Here is a 19,183-nt window from a genome sequence, read left to right as displayed (position 1 = left end):
GGAATGCCCTGAATCGCCTATCTTTATGGCAAGTAAAAAACCGCACGTCATGGAACAGAAAATACATCAGGGCCGGAATGTAAAACGCTTCAGGGAAATGCTGGGCATTAAGCAGGAGGCACTGGCCTTTGACCTGGGTGAAGACTGGAACCAGAAGAAAATCTCACTGCTTGAGCAGAAAGACGTGATTGAGGATCCTTTGCTGAAGAAAATCTCGGAGGTGCTGAAAATCCCGGTGGAGGCATTTCAGAATTTTGATGAGGAGCAGGCTGTGAATATTATCGCTAATACAATTAATAATAATGATCATTCAGTAATGCATTCTTTATATATTAAAAATGCCACTATCAATCCAATTGATAAATTAATCGAGTTACACGAGGAAAAGATTGCGCTTTACGAAAGGATGTTAAAGGAGAAGGAAGAGATGATGGAGAGGCTTGAAAAGCTATTAGGAAAATCTGATGTTTAGAGCCATACTATTATACATCAGGCATGAAGCTCAAATGACGGAGAATACTCCGGTGAAGATAAGATAATTCCGTTAGGGTTGTCAGTCTCAGCAGACTGTGCTTCTAAGAGTATATTCTGTTTAACTTTAGTACATCTCCGATTATCAATAAACAGCATAGAGGCTTTCTGCAGAGATAAATGAGAGCACATGGGTATGCCCGATAACTTCTTTCTTTAGGTAGACTATATCTTTAAATAGTTGTCAATCTTAAAGTATTGGTCTTGCCCCCTTCACCGGCCGGTGTTGCATTCAGGTTGATCACGAAATCGCCCTCCTCCACGTAACCGAGTTTACTCACCATTTCATTTACCTGCAGGATCGTTTCGTCCGTAGACTTTTGGGAATCGTAATAGTAGGCGCGCACCCCCCAAAGTAAATTCAGCATGGTAGTTACTCTTCGGTTGGAACTGAAGACAATGATGTGCGAATTGGGCCTGTGTGCGGAAATCTGGAATGCTGTATATCCGGAATGGGTATGTGTAATAATGGCCTCCACATCCGTACTTTTGGCAATACGGACAGCCGCCAGACAAATCCTGTTGGTTATAAAACGGGTGTCTATACAGTTAAACTCCTTTTCTATTGGAGAATTTTTCTGAATATAGAAGTTAGTATTTTCAATATTCTTAACAATTTTAGTCATATTCTGTACTACTTCCACCGGATAGCGTCCCACGGAAGTCTCGCCGGAAAGCATTACCGCATCGGCACCGTCCAGAACAGAGTTGGCCACATCATTTACCTCCGCACGCGTGGGCGTTAGGCTTGTAATCATGGTTTCCATCATTTGGGTAGCAATGATCACCGGTTTGGCATAATTACGTGCCTTTTCTACAAGCATCTTCTGGATGGCCGGAACTTCTTCCATAGGTACTTCCACACCCAGGTCACCACGTGCCACCATCAGGCCGTCACACTCCAGGAGGATCTGCTCAATATTCTTTACACCTTCAGGCTTCTCTATCTTAGCGATGATGGGTGTCTTAACCTGATTTGGATGCTTAGCCAGCAACTGCTTAAGGTCAGTGATGTCCTGTGCATGCCTCACGAAGGAGAGTGCTATCCAGTCCAGTTCCAGGTCCATCATAAAATTGGCGTCCTGAATATCCTTCTCTGTAAGCGCCGGTAATGAAACATTTGTATTTGGAAGGTTTACGCCTTTCTTTGAGCTCAGCGGTCCACCCTGAACGGTCACTGCCTTCACTATATCCACTTCATTTGTTTCAATAACCTGAAGCACGAGTTTTCCGTCATCAATAAGGATGCGTTCGCCGGGTTTCACATCTTTTGGGAAATCCTTATAGGTCATGTACACCGTCTTGGAGTCACCTTCCATTTTCACATTTGTAAACGTAAGAATGTCTCCCGGGTTAAGATATGAACCTTCTTTCACCACACCTACGCGGAGCTTGGGGCCCTGCAGATCGCCCAAAATACCTACGGAAGAACCCAATTCCTGATTGATCTCACGTATAAGTTTCACATTATTGCGTACGATCTCATAGTCTGCATGGGAGAAATTAATCCGGAAAATATCCACGCCTGCCTTCACCATGTCAGTCATGATTTCTTTGGTTGCCGTTGCCGGACCCAAAGTGGCTATTATCTTGGTCTTCTTTAAATATTTATTCATAATACTGAAGTGTATGGAAGAGTTTCTCATCGAAACCCAATGGAATCTCCTGCAGCTGAAAGCACAGGTTTTCAGGTAGTAAAATTAAGGAAAAATCGGCACATTTGTCAGGGGATGTCAGGATATAATCCGAATCAGGATATGCCTCAAGCAAAAACTTTACTTCCTCCTCGCCGGCAAAAAGTTCTGTAACTTCCTTTTTCTGTACACTAAAAACGGACTTATTGCTGATAAAACGAAAACACGTGCGGCTCTCCCTGCTGTAACCCCTGAAAGCAGAGAAGTGGTAGGTATAGAAAACACCTTCTACTATTAAATCGTCTATCCTTTCAAAGCAAAAACTATTGATCCTGTTAATATGGAAAAAAAATTCATGATCAGGAATTCTCTTCACCAACCTCACCAGGGCGATCATCACATCGTCCTCCTCACAGTTATCAAGTGTTAGTTTTTGCAGGTCCAATTATCTTTTCTTTCTTATTTAAAACGTAAAATGCGCGCTGTGCTGCTTTTTCTTCAGCTTTTTTCTTGGAGGACTCTACAGCATTCGAAATTTTGTCGTCTCCAATCCAGACAGTGCATCGGAAAACAGTGGTTTTGGCCTGGGTCTCTTCGCAGGTTTCATAACGGATATTCATCTTGCGTTTCTGGCTCCATTCCAGCAGAAGACCTTTATAGCTGACTATCTTGTTTTCCAGTTTATTGATCTCTGAAGGCGTCAGAAGGCGCTCCAGTACAATACTTTCGCATATGGTATATCCCTGATCCAGGTACACGGCCCCTATAAGCGCTTCAAACAGGTTTCCCGAGATATTTTCACTCAGAGTACAGGAATTTCCGTTAATCAGGAATTTGGTAAGCCGAAGGTCCTCTCCCAGCTTATTGAGATTTTTCCTGTTTACGATCTTGGATTTCATTTGGGTAAGATAACCCTCATTTGCCTGGGGATATGTAGTGAAGAGATGGCAGGAAATAATGGACCCTAAAATAGAATCGCCCAGAAATTCCAGACGCTCATAATTTTTTTGTTCGGAATTCTTGGATGAACCCTTTAAAGAAAATGCCTCGCGGTACAGACTTATGTTCTGGATTTCGCAGCCAAGGATACGGCTGATTTCCGAACTTAACCAGTAGTCTTTTTCCGAAAGTACTTTTTTTCTTTTTTTTAGGAATTTAGGCAGATATTTCTGTAACTCCATGGAGCAGTATTACAGTTTCTTAAAGAGGACACAGGCATTGTGACCTCCAAAGCCAAATGTGTTACTCATTGCTACGTTCACCTCTTTCTTTACAGCCGTATTAAAGGTGAAATCCAGGCGGCTGTCAATATTCTCATCATCCGTGAAATGGTTGATGGTTGGCGGTACGATACCGTGTACAATAGTCCCAAGGGCTGCAATAGCCTCAATTACGCCGGCAGCACCCAGCAGGTGTCCGGTCATTGATTTTGTTGAGTTGATCTGAATATCATAAGCATGGTCGCCCAGGAGTTTGGAAATAGCACTGGACTCCGCTATATCGCCCAGCGGAGTTGAAGTACCGTGCATATTGATATGATCCACCTCGTCTGCCGAAATGCCGGCGTCTTCCAGGCAGTTTTTCATTACCATATGTGCACCCAGTCCCTCAGGATGTGGGGCGGTCATGTGGTAAGCATCCGCACTCATACCTCCACCTTTCAGCTCGGCATAAATTGTAGCGCCCCTTTTCATGGCGTGTTCGTATTCCTCCAGAACGATACATCCGGCCCCTTCGCCCAGTACAAAACCATCGCGGTCTTTATCAAAAGGTCTGGAAGCTGTTTTAGGATCATCGTTGCGTGTGGATAGTGCCATCATGGCATTAAATCCGCCTACACCGCTGGCAGTAACTGCAGCTTCGGATCCCCCGCATACAATGACATCCGCTTTACCCAGCTGGATAAGCATTTTGGAATCAATCAGAGCGTTTGCAGAAGAAGCACAGGCAGAAACTGTGGTGTAGTTGGGTCCGTGAAAACCGTATTCAATCGAGATGTGTCCCGGAGTGATATCGGCAATCATTTTTGGAATAAAGAAAGGATTAAAACGTGGAATTTCAGTATTGGCCCAGCCCAGAACTTCATGTTCAAAAGTTTCGAGCCCACCTATGCCGGAACCCCAGATTACCCCGATCCGGTTTTTGTCTACGTTATCTTCAATAATACGGGAATGAGCTACAGCCTCGCGGGCAGCTACCATTCCGTACTGAGTATTGCGGTCCATCTTCTTGGCTTCTTTCTTATCGAAGTGATTCAGTGGATCCCAATTCTTGATTTCGCAGGCAAACTTGGTTTTGAAGTTTGTGGCATCGAAAAGAGTAATAGGAGCAGCACCGCTCACACCTTTTACAAGGTTTTCCCAGTATTCGTTCGCATTGTTGCCAATAGGCGTTAAAGCTCCAAAACCGGTTACTACCACTCTTTTCAATTCCATAAATTTAATTTTTCTGTTAAAAGAAATATTATTTGTTTACTACTTCTTCAATATACGCGATAGCGTGACCTACAGTAGTAATTTTTTCAGCCTGATCGTCAGGAATCTGAATGTTGAATTCTTTTTCGAACTCCATGATAAGTTCTACAGTATCTAAAGAATCAGCCCCCAAATCGTTTGTGAAGCTAGCTTCTGGGGTAACTTCCGTTTCTTCAACGTCAAGCTTATCAGCAATGATAGCTTTTACTCTTGATGCAATGTCTGACATAGTAATTTTATTTTTTATGTTGTTAATGCTGCAAATATATAAAATTCTATTTCAACTTATACTTTTTTTATTGCTTAAGGAAACTTGAGGGCTTAGAAAGCCCATACTGAAGCCCTGTTTTTCCGCACATCGGGTACAGCACTGCCTGGCTCACTCTATGAATATTGTTCTTCTCCGAAACCTAGGACCTAGGCATACCGCAGGACAGGCCACAATAGACAAAATGCCGCCATAAAGGCAGCATTCCATTTTTATAATTAAAAAAGGTTACGAAATATTAATCCTGCGAAGGTACAGAAGCTGCAGGGCTATTTTATAGATATTTTGCCACTGAAGGGAAAGTGCGCGGTGTAGAAAATCTGGTTGTCCTTTACCGTTTCAAAACCCTCATTCATGTAAATATAACGGTCTCCCTGCCGCATGTACAGATAGACTTTCTTGCCACTGTTGATCTTGGTCTTTCCCAGGGGAATGCGGAGCGAATAGCTGTTCACAGATGGATTCGGTACCCAATCCTCGTGGGTAAAGAAGTGGGCAAACTTTTTCCTGGCAAATAATTTCAGAGTCATCATGGGGTTGCGTTTTGTTCAAAATTATAGGTTTATCACTGCACATACAATCCCCATTTTCTGCTATTTTTTTTAGTGGGCAACCATTGCTGCAACTCATTGATAAGCAACCTGTATGCAGTTTATAACTACCTCTGCCTACGGTGGACTATACCATCTTGTTTCTGGGCAGGCCAATCTCACTTTCCTGGGGGTAGGGCTGTCGCCAGGTCATACTTACATCCTCGTTAATTTTCCGGTGTACTTCGTATGCTTTTTCCTTGTCCAAAGCATACCTTGGATCCGGAATAAAAGGCATCTTGGCCATTTTGAGCACGGTGATGGTGGGAAAATGAAAATCCACCTCCACCTGCCCCAGAAGAAGATAGCAGCCACCGCCCTGGAAGGGATATTTCTGAAGGTTATCGGGGAAATGGGCTGTATCGAAGTATTCGCCTTCCGCATCAATCCAGGTCCCGAAAAACATAGTACCTTTTTTGGTGGGAACATGCTTTCGGGAGATGAGATAAGCAATCATCTTCACCTGTTTTTTGTGGTACCTCACCAGGTCATTCGCCATAATCCGGCCCCGGAATTTGGTCTGAAGCAAATCAAAAGGGCTGCAGGTTACAGGGAAACCCAGTATTTCAATTTCATCAAAGGCGTCTTCAAACTTATCCCTTTGCAGTTGGGGCAGGCTGTATTTTCTGGGAGGTTCTTCCAGCAGTGACTGCATGCGGCACTCCGGCTTATAGGTAGAGAGAATTAAGCGTGCTTCAATAAGGAGTTCATTTTTCTGTTTGCCGGTGAACCGGAAGGCACCTATGAATATAAGAATCTGAAGGGTTTCAATGCCCACAGGAATTCTTTTGATGAAATCCTCCAGCGATTTATATTCACCCTCTCTTTCACGTACCTCCGGAATATGCCGGGCAATCCGGCCTTCCACTTTCTCAATATGCATCAGCCCCAGGTAGATATCTTTGCCATATACCGTAGTTTCAAACAAGCTTTTATTTACACAGGGATTATGTATAATTCCGCCGGACATGCGTGCCTCGTGCACATAAACCTCCGTACGGTAGAAACCACCCTGGTTATTGATCACACTCACCATAAACTCCACCGGATAATATACTTTCAGAAACAGACTCTGGTAACTCTCTACCGCGTAGGACGCCGAGTGGGCCTTACAGAAAGAGTAGCCCGCAAAGGATTCGATCTGGCGGTAAACCTCTTTTGAAAGCTGCTCCGGATGACCAAGCTTACGGCAAGACGCAAAGAAATCATCTTTCACTTTCTGCAGGGCCGCCAGCGACCGGCCCTTACCACTCATGGCCCGCCGCAGGATATCACCGTCTGCCGCCGAAAGCCCTCCATAATAGAGCGCAATCTTAATTACATCTTCCTGATAGACCATGATTCCGTAAGTTTCGCCCAACTGTTCCTTAAACACCTCATGGAAATACTCAAACCGGGTAGGATTGTTGTGCCGGAAAATGTACTCCCTCATCATTCCGCTTTGAGCCACGCCGGGCCGGATAATGGATGAAGCCGCCACCAGCGTACGGTAATTATCACACTTCAGGCGCCGCAAAAGCCCACGCATGGCCGGACTTTCAATATAGAAGCAACCAATGGTCTTTCCGCGGCTCAGAAATTCGTTGGCCGCAGCTTCGTCTTTGGACATTGTGGTGTCTTTAATGTCCACAAAAACACCTCTGTTCCTGCGGATAAGGTCCACGGTATCTTTAATGCTTCCCAAACCGCGCTGCGACAGGATATCAAACTTTTCAAAGCCGATATCTTCGGCTACGTGCATATCAAACTGAACAATGGGGAAACCTTTGGGTGGCATCTCCAAAGCCGTGAAATTGGTGATAGGCTCCTCGGAAATCAGGATACCGCAGGAATGCATGCTGCGCTGGTTTGGAAACTTTTCCAGCAGTTTTCCGTATTTGTGCACCAACCGGACCACCGAATTCTCTTCATGTTCTGCCATAGGTTTAGTAGCCAGCACATCCAGTTCGTCCTTTGGCAGGCCAAACACTTTTCCGACCTCACGGAAGATGGAACGGTATTTAAATTCCACATTTGTCCCACAGAATGCCACGTGGTCCTTTCCGTATTTATCAAATATATACCGAAGGATGACATCCCGGTTCTGCCAGCTCCAGTCTATATCGAAATCTGGCGGACTGTTCCTGTTCAGGTTCAGGAATCTTTCAAAATAAAGATCCAGTTCAATCGGGCAAATATCCGTAATCCCCAGGCAGTAACTCACAATACTGTTGGCGCCGCTGCCGCGTCCCACATGCATGAAACCCATCCTGTTACTGTACTGTACAATATCCCAGGTAATGAGGAAATATCCGCAGAAATTGAGCCTGTTAATGACCTTCAGCTCCTTTTCCACCCGCAACCGGGCGGTAGTATGACCGGCAGGATATCTTTTCTTCAGGCCTTCATAAGCCAAAGTACGCAGCAGCTCTTCATCTCCCGCCTGAGTTCCCGTAAAATGTTTTTTGTTTTTAGGAGTGGAGAAATCGAAACTGAAGTGGCAGTCTGCCAGGATCTTTTCGGTATTCGCCAGGATCTGCGGATAGTTTCGGTAAGTCTCCCGAAGTTCGGAAACAGGCTTCAGGATTTCGTGGGGATTGCAGAAGTCCGCCTCAGTCAATTTGCTGATCAGGGTATTGTGGTCTACTGCCCTCAGAATCCGGTGCAGATTATAATCGCGGCGTGTACGTACCGTAACCGGAGCCAGGACTACCATTTTATGGATCAGTCTTTTCCACATTGAATTAAAGACCAGATTAAGCTGTTCCGGGCGGACTCCTATGAATTCATGTTCCAGAAGTGTCTCCGGCACATTCTCCAGCGGATACACCACATACACCTGGCTGAAAGGGGGATTGCATTTGGGCAGCGGACTGTTTTCGCAGTTATGACCGGTAAGCAAACGGTTTATTTCGCCAATGCCGCTCTGGGACTTTGCCAGCGCAATATAATAAAGTTCATTTCCCTCCCTTATCTCAACTCCTACTAGCGGTTTTATACCCTTAGCCAAACAAAGTTTATAAAAATCATATATCCCGGTTACCGTGTTGATATCCGTGAGGGCCAACGCGGAAACCTGCAGTTTCTCCGCCTGCTGAACGAGCTCTTCTATGGAGAGTGTTCCGTAGCGAAGACTGTGGTAGCTGTGACAGTTAAGATACATGCTGACTGATGTTAAAATTAAAACCTGAAGCCTTGCCTACAGCAGCTTTGCCAAAACGGTTCTTAATCCTGTCCATGGTCTGGTACAGCGAGATCAGTTCTTCGGTATCTTCAAACAGATTCATTTGGTGGTTCCCGTGCACGAGACCTGTAAACTTTACCCCCACAAGCCTTAGCCTCATCCGCCGGGTGTAGAGTTTGTTAAAAAGATCCAGAGCGACACGCGTAAGCGTATGATCCACTGCGGTATAAGCGATTTTAAACTGTTTGGTTTCCGTATCGAAATTGGAATAACGGATCTTGACGGCCACGGTGGAGGTAAGCCACCCGGATTCCCGGAGCTGGAAGGCCAAATTTTCCACCATTCCCGTAATAATACTTTTAATGGATTCAATATCAATAGTATCTGTGGAAAAAGTATGCTCTTTGGAGATGGATTTCTTCTCGGAATAAGGAATTACAGGGGTTTCGTCTATACCGTTGGCCTTTTTCCAAAGCTCCTTGCCATTCCTGCCGATGAGTTGCTGCAACACCTCCACCGGCATGCCCGAGAGGGTTTGGATGGTCCGGATGCCTACCCTTGAAAGCAGCTGGAAGGTCACATTGCCCACCATGGGAATCTTGCGGATGGACAGCGGGTTCAAAAACGGCCGGATACCTTCTTCGCGGATTTCGAACCTGCCCACAGGCTTGGCCTCGCCCGTACCGATCTTAGAAACCGTCTTATTGGTGGACAGCGCAAAACTGATGGGCAGGCCTGTATTTTTAGTCACCGAACCCGCCACCTCGCTGGTCCATTTGTAGCAGCCGAAAAAGCGGTCCATCCCGGTAAGGTCCAGGTAAAACTCGTCTATACTGGCTTTCTCCAGTACAGGAACCTTCTCGCGGATAATTTCCGTTACTTCCTGCGACATCCTGGAATAGAGTTCCATGTCGCCTTTAATGACCCTGGCTTCCGGGCAAAGCTTCAGCGCCATCTTGATGGGCATGGCCGAGTGAACGCCAAAATACCTTGTTTCGTAAGAACAGGAAGCCACCACGCCTCTGTCGCCACCGCCAATGATAACGGGTTTGTCTACCAGTTCAGAGTTAATTACCCTTTCGCAGGAGACAAAAAAAGTATCCAGATCCATATGCACAATTGCTCTCTCCATGGGGACAAAATTATTACGTTTTATTACAAAAAACACTATCTTTGTTGCTATAAATTGTAGCAATGTCAAAACTGTCAGAAAACATAAGGTATTTGAGAGGTGAGCTGAATCTCTCGCAGCAGGCACTGGCCGACAGCCTGAAGCTCACTCGGGGCCGCTATGCCAAATATGAAGACGGCGCCAATGAACCGCCCATAGACGTACTCATCAGCATGTCCAAATATTTTAAAATCAGCCTGGATTTGCTCCTCACGGTAGATCTCGCCAAATATCCAATTGACAGGATACTTACTCTGGCGGATAACCGGATTATTCTGCCTATTACCGTGGATGGAAAGGGTGAAAACAAGATTGAGATCATTCCGCAGAAGGCGTCCATGGGTTACCTGAACGGTTATTCGGATCCGGAGTACATTGAGAACCTGCAGTCTCTTTCCCTGCCCTTCCTAAGGAACGGGAAATACAGGGCTTTCCCCACGGAAGGAGATTCCATGCCGCCTTATAACGACGGCACCTATGTGGTGGGCAAATACGTGGAAAATATTGCCGACCTGAAAAAGGGCAAGACCTATATCTTTATCACCCGAAACGAAGGGATTACCTATAAAAGGTTTCAGAAAACCTCCACAGAAAGTATTTCAGTCACTCCGGACAATGATTTTTACGAACCCTACGACATCCCAAAGTCGCAGATTTTAGAAATCTGGGAATACGCCTGCAGCATCAACACCGAAGAACTGGGCGGCAGCGGCCTGGACATGAATTCCATAAAAGACATGTTTATAAGCCTGAAGAAGGAAATCAATGAGCTTAAGAGAATGAATGGTCTGGAGAAACCAAAAGTATGAAGAGACTGAACTATTAGGCATAGAGCATTACTCTTGGTCAAATGTCATCATTAGCGGTTTATGATCACTGTACGGAGTCCAGGTCTAAAATTCAGAATATCCTTTCATTGGCTCTCAATTTTTTATATTTGACTATAAAAAAGTACTAAAATGTGCAACAGAGTCGATAATTTCGGGATATCCATCGAAAAAATTTCAGAGGAGCTGAATGCTGAGGAAGCTGAGGAAAAGTATTACTCAGCGACAGAAGTGAATGCTTTCGACAGGCCAGCCCTTCCTGTGATTCTGGACCATCACGGCAGGAAGATCACCCACGCCACCTGGGGATTGAGTAAGGAAATCCCCAAAGACCGGCCGGCCCTCGGAATTAACCTGACGGCCGAAAAAGCAAATACACTCTACAAAAACTACCTGAGCAACCGCTGTGTGATTCCAGTAAGTGGTTTTTACGACTGGATGCATGTAAGTAATCCCGGAAAAAAGATGCCCCTGAAGGTTAAGCACAGGATGCACTGGAAGGAGGCCGACCATTTCTATCTGGCGGGCCTGTTCGATGTCTGGGATAATAATGAAATTGGATTTGGCATAGTAACTACACAGGCCAATGAACTAATGAGGGCCATACACAATTCCAAACACAGGATGCCCATATGCATGAACAGGGAAATGGCTCACAGGTTCCTGAATGAGGAACCCATTGAAAACTTCACCTATCCGACGTTCGATCCTGCCTTAACGGCGGACAACCGGGAACCGGAAAAAATGCCGCTGACGCTGTTTTAAGAGTTTATTTTTTTGGTGACTGGTGATTGGTGACTGGTGATTGGTGACTGGTGGTTGGTGATTGGTTTCTGCGGTCAGCAGTCAGCCATCAGTTGTAAGCAGTAAGCGGTAAGCAGTAAGCTGTAAGCAGTCTACCCTCTCATATCTCACTTTTAACTGGCCGTTGGTGACTGGTGACTGGTGATTGGTTTCTGCGGCCAGCAGTCAGCCATCAGCGGTCTGCAGTCAGGCATCAGCTGTAAGCTGTAAGCAGGAAGCTGTAAGCAGCCTAACCTTTCATATCTCACCTCTAACTGGCCGTTGGTGACTGGTGACTGGTGATTGGTTTATGCGTCTTCCGGTCAGCATTTAGCGGGCATATAGCTGCTGTAAGCGGTAAGCAGTAGGCTATAAGCAGTAAGCTATAGGCAGTAAGCTGTAGGCAGATTAACCAGGCATATCTAACTTCTAAACTCTCATATCTAACCTCTAACTTCTAACCTCTAATTTCTAACCTCTAACCTCTAATATCTCATATCTGAAGTCTTTGCTCTTTGTTCTTTGTTCTTTATTCTTTGTTCTTTATTCCACCAAACAAAAAAATCCCCAACCACGTGTGTGATTGAGGATTGTGTCCCGCCGAGGCGAATGAAAAAAACTGGCGGCGACCTACTCTCCCGCTTTCGCAGTACCATCGGCGCTAGAGGGCTTAACTTCTGTGTTCGGAATGGGAACAGGTGAGCCCCTCTGCTAAAACCACCCTAAATATGTTATTTAGAGTCAAGATCCGAGACTCAAGATGCAAGACTAAAATCTTGGTTCTTGGTTCTGATATCTTGGTTCTATTTTATCGATAAAAACGTTCACAAAGAGATAACCGTGCATGCACCTGCAGGGTGCGCCTATATCAGGCTATAAATCTACGGGTAATTAGTACTACTCGGCTATGCCATTACTGACTTTACACCTGTAGCCTATCAACGTGGTCATCTCCCACGACCCTTAAAAGATGTCTCATCTTGAGGCAGGTTTCGCACTTATATGCTTTCAGTGCTTATCCTTTCCAAACGTAGCTACTCTGCGGTGCGCCTGGCGGCACAACAGATACACCAGAGGTTTGTTCAAGTCGGTCCTCTCGTACTAAACTCAAGCCCTCTCAAACATCTAACGCCCGCAATAGATAGAGACCGAACTGTCTCACGACGTTCTGAACCCAGCTCGCGTGCCACTTTAATGGGCGAACAGCCCAACCCTTGGGACCTTCTCCAGCCCCAGGATGTGACGAGCCGACATCGAGGTGCCGAACCTCCCCGTCGATGTGAGCTCTTGGGGGAGACTAGCCTGTTATCCCCGGAGTACCTTTTATCCTATGAGCGATGGCCCTTCCATACGGAACCACCGGATCACTATGTCCTGCTTTCGCACCTGATCGACTTGTAGGTCTCACAGTCAAGCACCCTTATGCCATTACACTCTACGCACGGTTACCAAGCGTGCTGAGGGTACCTTTGAAAGCCTCCGTTACTCTTTTGGAGGCGACCACCCCAGTCAAACTACCCACCACGCAGTGTCCTCGCCGAGGCGAGTTAGGCTCCAAATAAACAAAGGGTGGTATTTCAACGTTGACTCCACCAACACTGGCGTGCCGGCTTCAAAGTCTCCCACCTATCCTACACATTGTTTATTCAAAGTCAATACGAAGTTATAGTAAAGGTTCACAGGGTCTTTTCGTCCCATTGCGGGTAATCGGCATCTTCACCGATACTACAATTTCACAGAGCTCATGGTTGAGACAGTGCCCAGATCGTTACACCATTCGTGCAGGTCGGAACTTACCCGACAAGGAATTTCGCTACCTTAGGACCGTTATAGTTACGGCCGCCGTTTACTGGGCTTCAGTCAATGCCTTCGGATTGCTCCTAAGCACCTTCCTTAACCTTCCAGCACCGGGCAGGTGTCAGACCCTATACAGCATCTTTCGATTTAGCAGAGTCCTGTGTTTTTGATAAACAGTCGCCTGGGCCTCTTCACTGCGGCCACCATTGCTGATGGCGTCTCTTCTTCCGAAGTTACGAGACTATTTTGCCTAGTTCCTTAACCATGATTCACTCTAGCACCTTAGGATTCTCTCCTCGACTACCTGTGTCGGTTTTGGTACGGGTTGCTTCACTTCGGCTTTTCTTGGAATCTATTTCCCTGCAGCAGCTTCGCCCGAAGGCTAGGCCTTGACTATTCCGTCAGTCTCCAGCAAGTACGTAAATCCGTCCCCTTTTTAATGTGAGCAAGTTAGGGAATATTAACCCTATGTCCATCCACTACCCCTTTCGGGTTCGCGTTAGGTCCCGACTAACCCTCAGCTGATTAGCATGGCTGAGGAAACCTTAGTCTTTCGGTGAGCGGGTTTCTCGCCCGCTTTATCGTTACTTATGCCTACATTTTCTTTTCTATCCGCTCCACAATACCTCACAGTACTGCTTCTGCGCAAATAGAATGCTCTCCTACCAGATATAACTCCATAGTTATAAATCCATAGCTTCGGTAATATGCTTATGCCCGATTATTATCCATGCCGGACCGCTCGACTAGTGAGCTGTTACGCACTCTTTAAATGAATGGCTGCTTCCAAGCCAACATCCTAGCTGTCAATGCAGTCCAACCGCGTTATTTCAACTTAGCATATATTTGGGGACCTTAGCTGTTGGTCTGGGTTCTTTCCCTCTCGGACATGGACCTTAGCACCCATGCCCTCACTGCCGACGAACATTTATTAGCATTCGGAGTTTGTCAGGAATTGGTAGGATTTGACTCCCCCGCATCCAATCAGTAGCTCTACCTCTAATAAACTTAACATCGACGCTGCACCTAAATGCATTTCGGAGAGTACGAGCTATCTCCCAGTTTGATTGGCCTTTCACCCCTACCCACAAGTCATCCGAAGACTTTTCAACGTCAACCGGTTCGGTCCTCCACTTTGTGTTACCAAAGCTTCAACCTGCCCATGGGTAGATCACAAGGTTTCGCGTCTAATCCTACTAACTATGCGCCCTGTTCAGACTCGCTTTCGCTCCGGCTCCGCACCTGAAGTGCTTAACCTCGCTAGTAAAATTAACTCGTAGGCTCATTATGCAAAAGGCACGCCGTCACCCAACTTGTGGGCTCCGACCGCTTGTAGGCGTACGGTTTCAGGTTCTCTTTCACCCTTCTATTCGAAGTGCTTTTCACCTTTCCTTCACAGTACTTGTTCACTATCGGTCTTTCAGGAGTATTTAGCCTTGGAGGATGGTCCCCCCATATTCAGACAGGATTTCACGTGTCCCGCCCTACTCATTTATCACTTATGTATGCCTTTCATATACGGGGCTGTCACCCTCTATGGCCGTTCTTTCCAAAACGTTCTATTAAACATATAAAAGCTTTTGGGCTAATCCGCTTTCGCTCGCCACTACTTACGGAATCTCTTCGATTTCTTTTCCTCCGGGTACTTAGATGTTTCAGTTCTCCGGGTTTGCTCCTCGCCTTGCGGCGGGTGACTGGTCTTCTACCAGCCGGGTTGCCCCATTCGGACATCTCGGGATCAATTCGTGTGTGCCAATCCCCCGAGCTTTTCGCAGCTTACCACGTCCTTCTTCGCCTCTGAAAGCCTAGGCATCCGCCATACGCCCTTAACGATTTCTTTCCTAATATTTTTATTAGTTTAAGTATTTTTAATAACAGCACAACCGTGCTGCCTTTTATTTTGTAAACTTTCACACCCGCAGGTGCTCGGTTTTCTCTTTGTGATGTTCTTACCGTTAATGTCAATGATCTTTTTTCTTCTTATTAGCCTGATGAACGGATATTGTTTTTGGCTCTATCCGTAACTTTTAAATCAAACTTATAAAACTGTGGAGAATAAGGGAGTCGAACCCTTGACCTCCTGCGTGCAAGGCAGGCGCTCTAGCCAGCTGAGCTAATTCCCCCTCTAGTTTTAGACTTGAGATGTTTAGATTTGAGATCTGAGACTTTTCTCGTCTCCCATCTCTTGTCTTTTAATCTCCCGTCTTGTAATTAGTAGTCTCGGGCAGGCTCGAACTGCCGACCTCTACATTATCAGTGTAGCGCTCTAACCAGCTGAGCTACGAGACTGTCTTTTCAGACTTCCAGAATCAAGATTCAAGATACAAGACTTTTTTGTCTTGACTCTTGGCTCCTGGCTCTTGTATCTCTTCCCTATTACTAATTTCTAGTGGGTGTATTGTTTAATAAGCAACCAAAGTAAAAAAACCAAAGCATCCTCTAAGTGAGTGCTTGTGGTACTTGCGTACCTAATTAGTTGTGACGTATAGTCTCTAAAATGAGATGTTCCAGCCGCACCTTCCGGTACGGCTACCTTGTTACGACTTAGCCCTAGTTACTTGTTTTACCCTAGGCAGCTCCTTTTACGGTCACCGACTTCAGGTACCCCAAACTTCCATGGCTTGACGGGCGGTGTGTACAAGGCCCGGGAACGTATTCACCGCGCCATGGCTGATGCGCGATTACTAGCGATTCCAGCTTCATAGAGTCGAGTTGCAGACTCCAATCCGAACTGAGACCGGCTTTCGAGATTTGCATCACATCGCTGTGTAGCTGCCCTCTGTACCGGCCATTGTATTACGTGTGTGGCCCAAGACGTAAGGGCCGTGATGATTTGACGTCATCCCCACCTTCCTCTCTACTTGCGTAGGCAGTCTCACTAGAGTCCTCAACTGAATGTTAGCAACTAGTGACAGGGGTTGCGCTCGTTGCAGGACTTAACCTAACACCTCACGGCACGAGCTGACGACAACCATGCAGCACCTTGAAAATTGCCCGAAGGAGAATCTGTTTCCAGATCTGTCAATTCCCATTTAAGTCTTGGTAAGGTTCCTCGCGTATCATCGAATTAAACCACATAATCCACCGCTTGTGCGGGCCCCCGTCAATTCCTTTGAGTTTCAAACTTGCGTTCGTACTCCCCAGGTGGCTAACTTATCACTTTCGCTTGGTCTCTGAATCCGAAAATCCAAAAACGAGTTAGCATCGTTTACGGCGTGGACTACCAGGGTATCTAATCCTGTTCGCTCCCCACGCTTTCGTCCATCAGCGTCAGTTAAATCTTAGTGACCTGCCTTCGCAATTGGTGTTCTAAGTAATATCTATGCATTTCACCGCTACACTACTTATTCCAGCCACTTCAAATTTACTCAAGACCCGCAGTATCAATGGCAGTTTCACAGTTAAGCTGCGAGATTTCACCACTGACTTACGGGCCCGCCTACGGACCCTTTAAACCCAATAAATCCGGATAACGCTTGCACCCTCCGTATTACCGCGGCTGCTGGCACGGAGTTAGCCGGTGCTTATTCGTACAGTACCTTCAGCTACCCTCACGAGGGTAGGTTTATCCCTGTACAAAAGAAGTTTACAACCCATAGGGCCGTCGTCCTTCACGCGGGATGGCTGGATCAGGCTCTCACCCATTGTCCAATATTCCTCACTGCTGCCTCCCGTAGGAGTCTGGTCCGTGTCTCAGTACCAGTGTGGGGGATCACCCTCTCAGGCCCCCTAAAGATCATTGACTTGGTGAGCCGTTACCTCACCAACTATCTAATCTTGCGCGTGCCCATCTCTATCCACCGGAGTTTTCAATAGTAACTGATGCCAGTCATTATATTATGGGGTATTAATCTTCCTTTCGAAAGGCTATCCCCCAGATAAAGGCAGGTTGCACACGTGTTACGCACCCGTACGCCGCTCTCTCTCTTCCGAAGAAGAAATACCGCTCGGCTTGCATGTGTTAGGCCTCCCGCTAGCGTTCATCCTGAGCCAGGATCAAACTCTCCATTGTATGTTTGTCTTACGCTCACTCAAAGTTATTGACGCTTTGGTTTTTCCTTACTTTTTTTGGTTGTTATTTGTATGTCAATGATCTCTCTTCTCTTCGCTTTATTTTCAGACGCATCTTCTGTCGTTGTGCCTCTGAATTGCGAGTGCAAAAGTATAAACTATTTTTTAAATGACCAAATCTTTTTTAAGAAATTTTTAAGTCCGGATATTCACTGTATTGTTCAGCAAACCCCTCCTTAACTAACCTCCTCTCTCAAATCTGACCCTTAAGTCTCTCCTGCGCTTCCCCTCTTCTCGTTACCTCGAATTGGGACTGCAAAAGTACAACTTAATTTTAAACTGCCAAATGTTTTTTAATAAAATTTTAAACCGCTTCCCGCAATTCCACTCTCTTATTACCTACATCCTGACTTGTCTTCTACTTCGCTCCCTGGTCTCTCGATTTGGGACTGCAAAGATACCCAAATATCCACTCGCTCCAAATTAAATGTTATAAAAATCTCAGGAAATTGTGTAAATGACTGAGGGTGAAGGGGGAAAATATTCAACGAAACTCTGCTCAAATCCGTTAGCAGCAACTTATACGTCCGAACAGCATTCCTCAGCTTATCTAAAATTAAAAATATATAAATTCCAGGGTTGGCCCCGCTGATTATAATTGATGTTTACTACTAATATAAGAATGAATGTTCCAAGATAAGACCAATAGCGTCAGCGATATATTCCTATTAGATATATATACTACCATTATATATACACTACAAACTCATTCATCAACAAAAAAATCCCACCGAATAAGGGTGAGATTGTGTAGCGAAGACGGGAAATGAACCCGGTCCGCCGCGGCGGATAGGAATCCTGCTCAAAATAAGACATTCGCCCGGAGCCACTCCCGGCCGGCACCAGACTTCAGCCATCGTTCACGAACCATCGCTTCATGCTTCGTTGTAAAAAATTCAACATGTACAACTTCCCAAGGCCAAAACCTTGCTGTGTAGCCTTTGGCAGAAAAATGATTGTGCGAATGAAACCTGTTGATTAAATCCGAGGTGAATCCGACATAAATCTTACCGAAGCTTCTGCTGTATAACACATAAACTACAAATTCATTCATCAACAAAAAAATCCCACCGTACAGAGTGGGATTGTGTAGCGAAGACGGGAATTAAACCCGGTCCGCCGCGGCGGATAGGAATCCTGCTCAAAACAGGATATTCTCCCGGAGCCACTCCCGACCGGCACCGGACTTCAGCCATCGTTCACGAACCATAGCTTCATGCTTCGTTGTAAAAAATTCAACATGTACAACTTCCCAAGGCCGAAACCTTGCTGTGTAGCCTTTGGCAGAAAAATGATTGTGCGAATGAAACCTGGTGATTAAATCCGAGGTGAAGCCGACATAAGTCTTGCCGGAGCTTCTGCTGTATAACACATAAACTACAAATTCATCCATAAACAAAAAAATCCCACCGTATAGAGTGGGATTGTGTAGCGAAGACGGGAATTAAACCCGGTCCGCCGCGGCGGATAGGAATCCTGCTCAAAACAGTATATTCGCCCGGAGCCACTCCCGACCGGCACCGGACTTCAGCCATCGTTCACGAACCATCGCTTCATACTTCGTTGAAAAAATTCAACATGTACAACTTCCCGAGGCCGAAACATTGCTGTGTAGCCTTTGGCAGAAAAATGATTGTGCGAATGAAACCTGGTGATTAAATCCGAGGTGAATCCGGCATAAGTCTTGCCGGAGCTTCTGCTGTATAACACATAAACTACAAATTCATCCATAAACAAAAAAATCCCACCTGATATAGATGGGATTGTGTAGCGAAGACGGGAATTGAACCCGTGACCTCAGGGTTATGAATCCTGCGCTCTAACCAACTGAGCTACCTCGCCGTTAAAGTGGTGCAAATATATAAAGTTTTTAA

Annotated in this window: 14 protein-coding genes, 3 tRNA genes and 3 rRNA genes; 3 read left to right on the top strand and 17 right to left on the bottom strand. The window is 45.8% G+C overall.

Translation table 11 applies throughout. The annotated features are described in order from the left end of the window. Window positions 1-49 precede the first annotated feature (49 nt). On the top strand, window positions 50-472 hold the full coding sequence (locus tag F7R58_RS02290; protein ID WP_158063354.1) for a helix-turn-helix domain-containing protein: 423 nt from the start codon (window positions 50-52) through the stop codon (window positions 470-472). 232 nt (window positions 473-704) lie between these two features. On the opposite strand, the gene pyk is transcribed toward F7R58_RS02290, so the two are convergent. From pyk to dinB, 8 genes are all read right to left on the bottom strand, one after another. Beyond that, complete coding sequence (gene pyk / locus F7R58_RS02285; RefSeq protein ID WP_158063353.1) at window positions 705-2,147, bottom strand: pyruvate kinase; 1,443 nt, start codon at window positions 2,145-2,147, stop codon at window positions 705-707. Next, a complete protein-coding gene (locus F7R58_RS02280; protein ID WP_158063352.1) occupies window positions 2,140-2,610 on the bottom strand; it encodes an IPExxxVDY family protein in 471 nt (156 codons plus the stop codon). The genes pyk and F7R58_RS02280 overlap by 8 nt, the downstream gene beginning before the upstream one ends. Continuing rightward, window positions 2,585-3,346 (bottom strand): ribonuclease III, encoded by a 762-nt coding sequence (rnc, locus tag F7R58_RS02275; RefSeq protein ID WP_158063351.1) that lies wholly within the window; start codon window positions 3,344-3,346, stop codon window positions 2,585-2,587. The genes F7R58_RS02280 and rnc overlap by 26 nt, the downstream gene beginning before the upstream one ends. A gap of 9 nt (window positions 3,347-3,355) precedes the next feature. Then, window positions 3,356-4,600 carry a beta-ketoacyl-ACP synthase II gene (gene fabF, locus F7R58_RS02270; RefSeq protein ID WP_158063350.1) on the bottom strand — a complete coding sequence of 415 codons (1,245 nt, stop codon included), beginning with the start codon at window positions 4,598-4,600 and terminating at the stop codon, window positions 3,356-3,358. A 28-nt stretch (window positions 4,601-4,628) separates the two neighbouring features. Further along, window positions 4,629-4,868, bottom strand: a complete 240-nt coding sequence (locus tag F7R58_RS02265) for an acyl carrier protein (protein ID WP_002976354.1) — start codon at window positions 4,866-4,868, stop codon at window positions 4,629-4,631. A gap of 308 nt (window positions 4,869-5,176) precedes the next feature. Further along, window positions 5,177-5,440: a hypothetical protein gene (locus tag F7R58_RS02260; RefSeq protein ID WP_158063349.1), complete on the bottom strand. Its 264-nt coding sequence runs from the start codon at window positions 5,438-5,440 to the stop codon at window positions 5,177-5,179. Window positions 5,441-5,585: 145 nt separating this feature from the next. Next, complete coding sequence (locus F7R58_RS02255) at window positions 5,586-8,639, bottom strand: DNA polymerase III subunit alpha (RefSeq protein ID WP_158063348.1); 3,054 nt, start codon at window positions 8,637-8,639, stop codon at window positions 5,586-5,588. Continuing rightward, window positions 8,629-9,792 (bottom strand): DNA polymerase IV, encoded by a 1,164-nt coding sequence (gene dinB, locus F7R58_RS02250; protein WP_158063347.1) that lies wholly within the window; start codon window positions 9,790-9,792, stop codon window positions 8,629-8,631. Before dinB ends, F7R58_RS02255 begins: the two co-directional genes overlap by 11 nt. Before the next feature lie 62 nt (window positions 9,793-9,854). Between dinB and F7R58_RS02245 the strand changes: the two genes are divergently transcribed. Both F7R58_RS02245 and F7R58_RS02240 read left to right on the top strand, forming a co-directional pair. After that, a complete protein-coding gene (locus F7R58_RS02245; protein WP_158063346.1) occupies window positions 9,855-10,640 on the top strand; it encodes an XRE family transcriptional regulator in 786 nt (261 codons plus the stop codon). Between the two features lie 150 nt (window positions 10,641-10,790). Further along, on the top strand, window positions 10,791-11,423 hold the full coding sequence (locus F7R58_RS02240) for an SOS response-associated peptidase family protein (RefSeq protein ID WP_158063345.1): 633 nt from the start codon (window positions 10,791-10,793) through the stop codon (window positions 11,421-11,423). Window positions 11,424-12,058: 635 nt separating this feature from the next. On the opposite strand, the gene rrf is transcribed toward F7R58_RS02240, so the two are convergent. The 9 genes from rrf to F7R58_RS02195 form a co-directional block, all read right to left on the bottom strand. Further along, a 5S ribosomal RNA gene (gene rrf / locus F7R58_RS02235) occupies window positions 12,059-12,166 on the bottom strand. Between the two features lie 146 nt (window positions 12,167-12,312). Beyond that, window positions 12,313-15,078: ribosomal RNA gene (locus tag F7R58_RS02230) — 23S ribosomal RNA — on the bottom strand. 209 nt (window positions 15,079-15,287) lie between these two features. Continuing rightward, window positions 15,288-15,361: transfer RNA gene (locus F7R58_RS02225), tRNA-Ala, on the bottom strand. A gap of 92 nt (window positions 15,362-15,453) precedes the next feature. After that, window positions 15,454-15,527 (bottom strand) — tRNA-Ile (locus F7R58_RS02220). Window positions 15,528-15,733: 206 nt separating this feature from the next. After that, window positions 15,734-17,250 (bottom strand): 16S ribosomal RNA (locus F7R58_RS02215). Together the 16S, 23S and 5S rRNA genes with 2 tRNA genes alongside form the textbook arrangement of a ribosomal RNA operon. An 861-nt stretch (window positions 17,251-18,111) precedes the next feature. Further along, on the bottom strand, window positions 18,112-18,363 hold the full coding sequence (locus F7R58_RS02210; RefSeq protein WP_158063344.1) for a GIY-YIG nuclease family protein: 252 nt from the start codon (window positions 18,361-18,363) through the stop codon (window positions 18,112-18,114). An 87-nt stretch (window positions 18,364-18,450) separates the two neighbouring features. Then, entirely contained in the window at window positions 18,451-18,702 is a 252-nt protein-coding gene (locus F7R58_RS02205) for a GIY-YIG nuclease family protein (RefSeq protein WP_158063343.1), read from the bottom strand. Window positions 18,703-18,836: 134 nt separating this feature from the next. Beyond that, window positions 18,837-19,040 (bottom strand): GIY-YIG nuclease family protein, encoded by a 204-nt coding sequence (locus F7R58_RS02200; RefSeq protein WP_229723829.1) that lies wholly within the window; start codon window positions 19,038-19,040, stop codon window positions 18,837-18,839. A 37-nt stretch (window positions 19,041-19,077) separates the two neighbouring features. Next, window positions 19,078-19,151: transfer RNA gene (locus F7R58_RS02195), tRNA-Met, on the bottom strand. Between the last annotated feature and the right edge of the window lie 32 nt (window positions 19,152-19,183).

The organism is Chryseobacterium sp. (assembly GCF_008831505.1).
Lineage (GTDB): Bacteria > Bacteroidota > Bacteroidia > Flavobacteriales > Weeksellaceae > Marnyiella.
Note: the sequence above shows the minus strand (reverse complement) of the source record. Positions and strands in the feature narration are given on the sequence as shown.

What these genes read in the sequence shown, in the direction of transcription:
- F7R58_RS02290 (WP_158063354.1), top strand. Translation starts at nt 50, where the DNA reads ATGGAACAGAAAATACATCAGGGCCGGAATGTAAAACGCTTCAGGGAA.
- pyk (WP_158063353.1), bottom strand. Translation starts at nt 2,147, where the DNA reads ATGAATAAATATTTAAAGAAGACCAAGATAATAGCCACTTTGGGTCCG.
- rnc (WP_158063351.1), bottom strand. Translation starts at nt 3,346, where the DNA reads ATGGAGTTACAGAAATATCTGCCTAAATTCCTAAAAAAAAGAAAAAAA.
- fabF (WP_158063350.1), bottom strand. Translation starts at nt 4,600, where the DNA reads ATGGAATTGAAAAGAGTGGTAGTAACCGGTTTTGGAGCTTTAACGCCT.
- F7R58_RS02265 (WP_002976354.1), bottom strand. Translation starts at nt 4,868, where the DNA reads ATGTCAGACATTGCATCAAGAGTAAAAGCTATCATTGCTGATAAGCTT.
- F7R58_RS02260 (WP_158063349.1), bottom strand. Translation starts at nt 5,440, where the DNA reads ATGATGACTCTGAAATTATTTGCCAGGAAAAAGTTTGCCCACTTCTTT.
- F7R58_RS02255 (WP_158063348.1), bottom strand. Translation starts at nt 8,639, where the DNA reads ATGTATCTTAACTGTCACAGCTACCACAGTCTTCGCTACGGAACACTC.
- dinB (WP_158063347.1), bottom strand. Translation starts at nt 9,792, where the DNA reads ATGGAGAGAGCAATTGTGCATATGGATCTGGATACTTTTTTTGTCTCC.
- F7R58_RS02245 (WP_158063346.1), top strand. Translation starts at nt 9,855, where the DNA reads ATGTCAAAACTGTCAGAAAACATAAGGTATTTGAGAGGTGAGCTGAAT.
- F7R58_RS02240 (WP_158063345.1), top strand. Translation starts at nt 10,791, where the DNA reads ATGTGCAACAGAGTCGATAATTTCGGGATATCCATCGAAAAAATTTCA.
- F7R58_RS02210 (WP_158063344.1), bottom strand. Translation starts at nt 18,363, where the DNA reads ATGAATGAATTTGTAGTTTATGTGTTATACAGCAGAAGCTTCGGTAAG.
- F7R58_RS02205 (WP_158063343.1), bottom strand. Translation starts at nt 18,702, where the DNA reads ATGGATGAATTTGTAGTTTATGTGTTATACAGCAGAAGCTCCGGCAAG.
- F7R58_RS02200 (WP_229723829.1), bottom strand. Translation starts at nt 19,040, where the DNA reads ATGGATGAATTTGTAGTTTATGTGTTATACAGCAGAAGCTCCGGCAAG.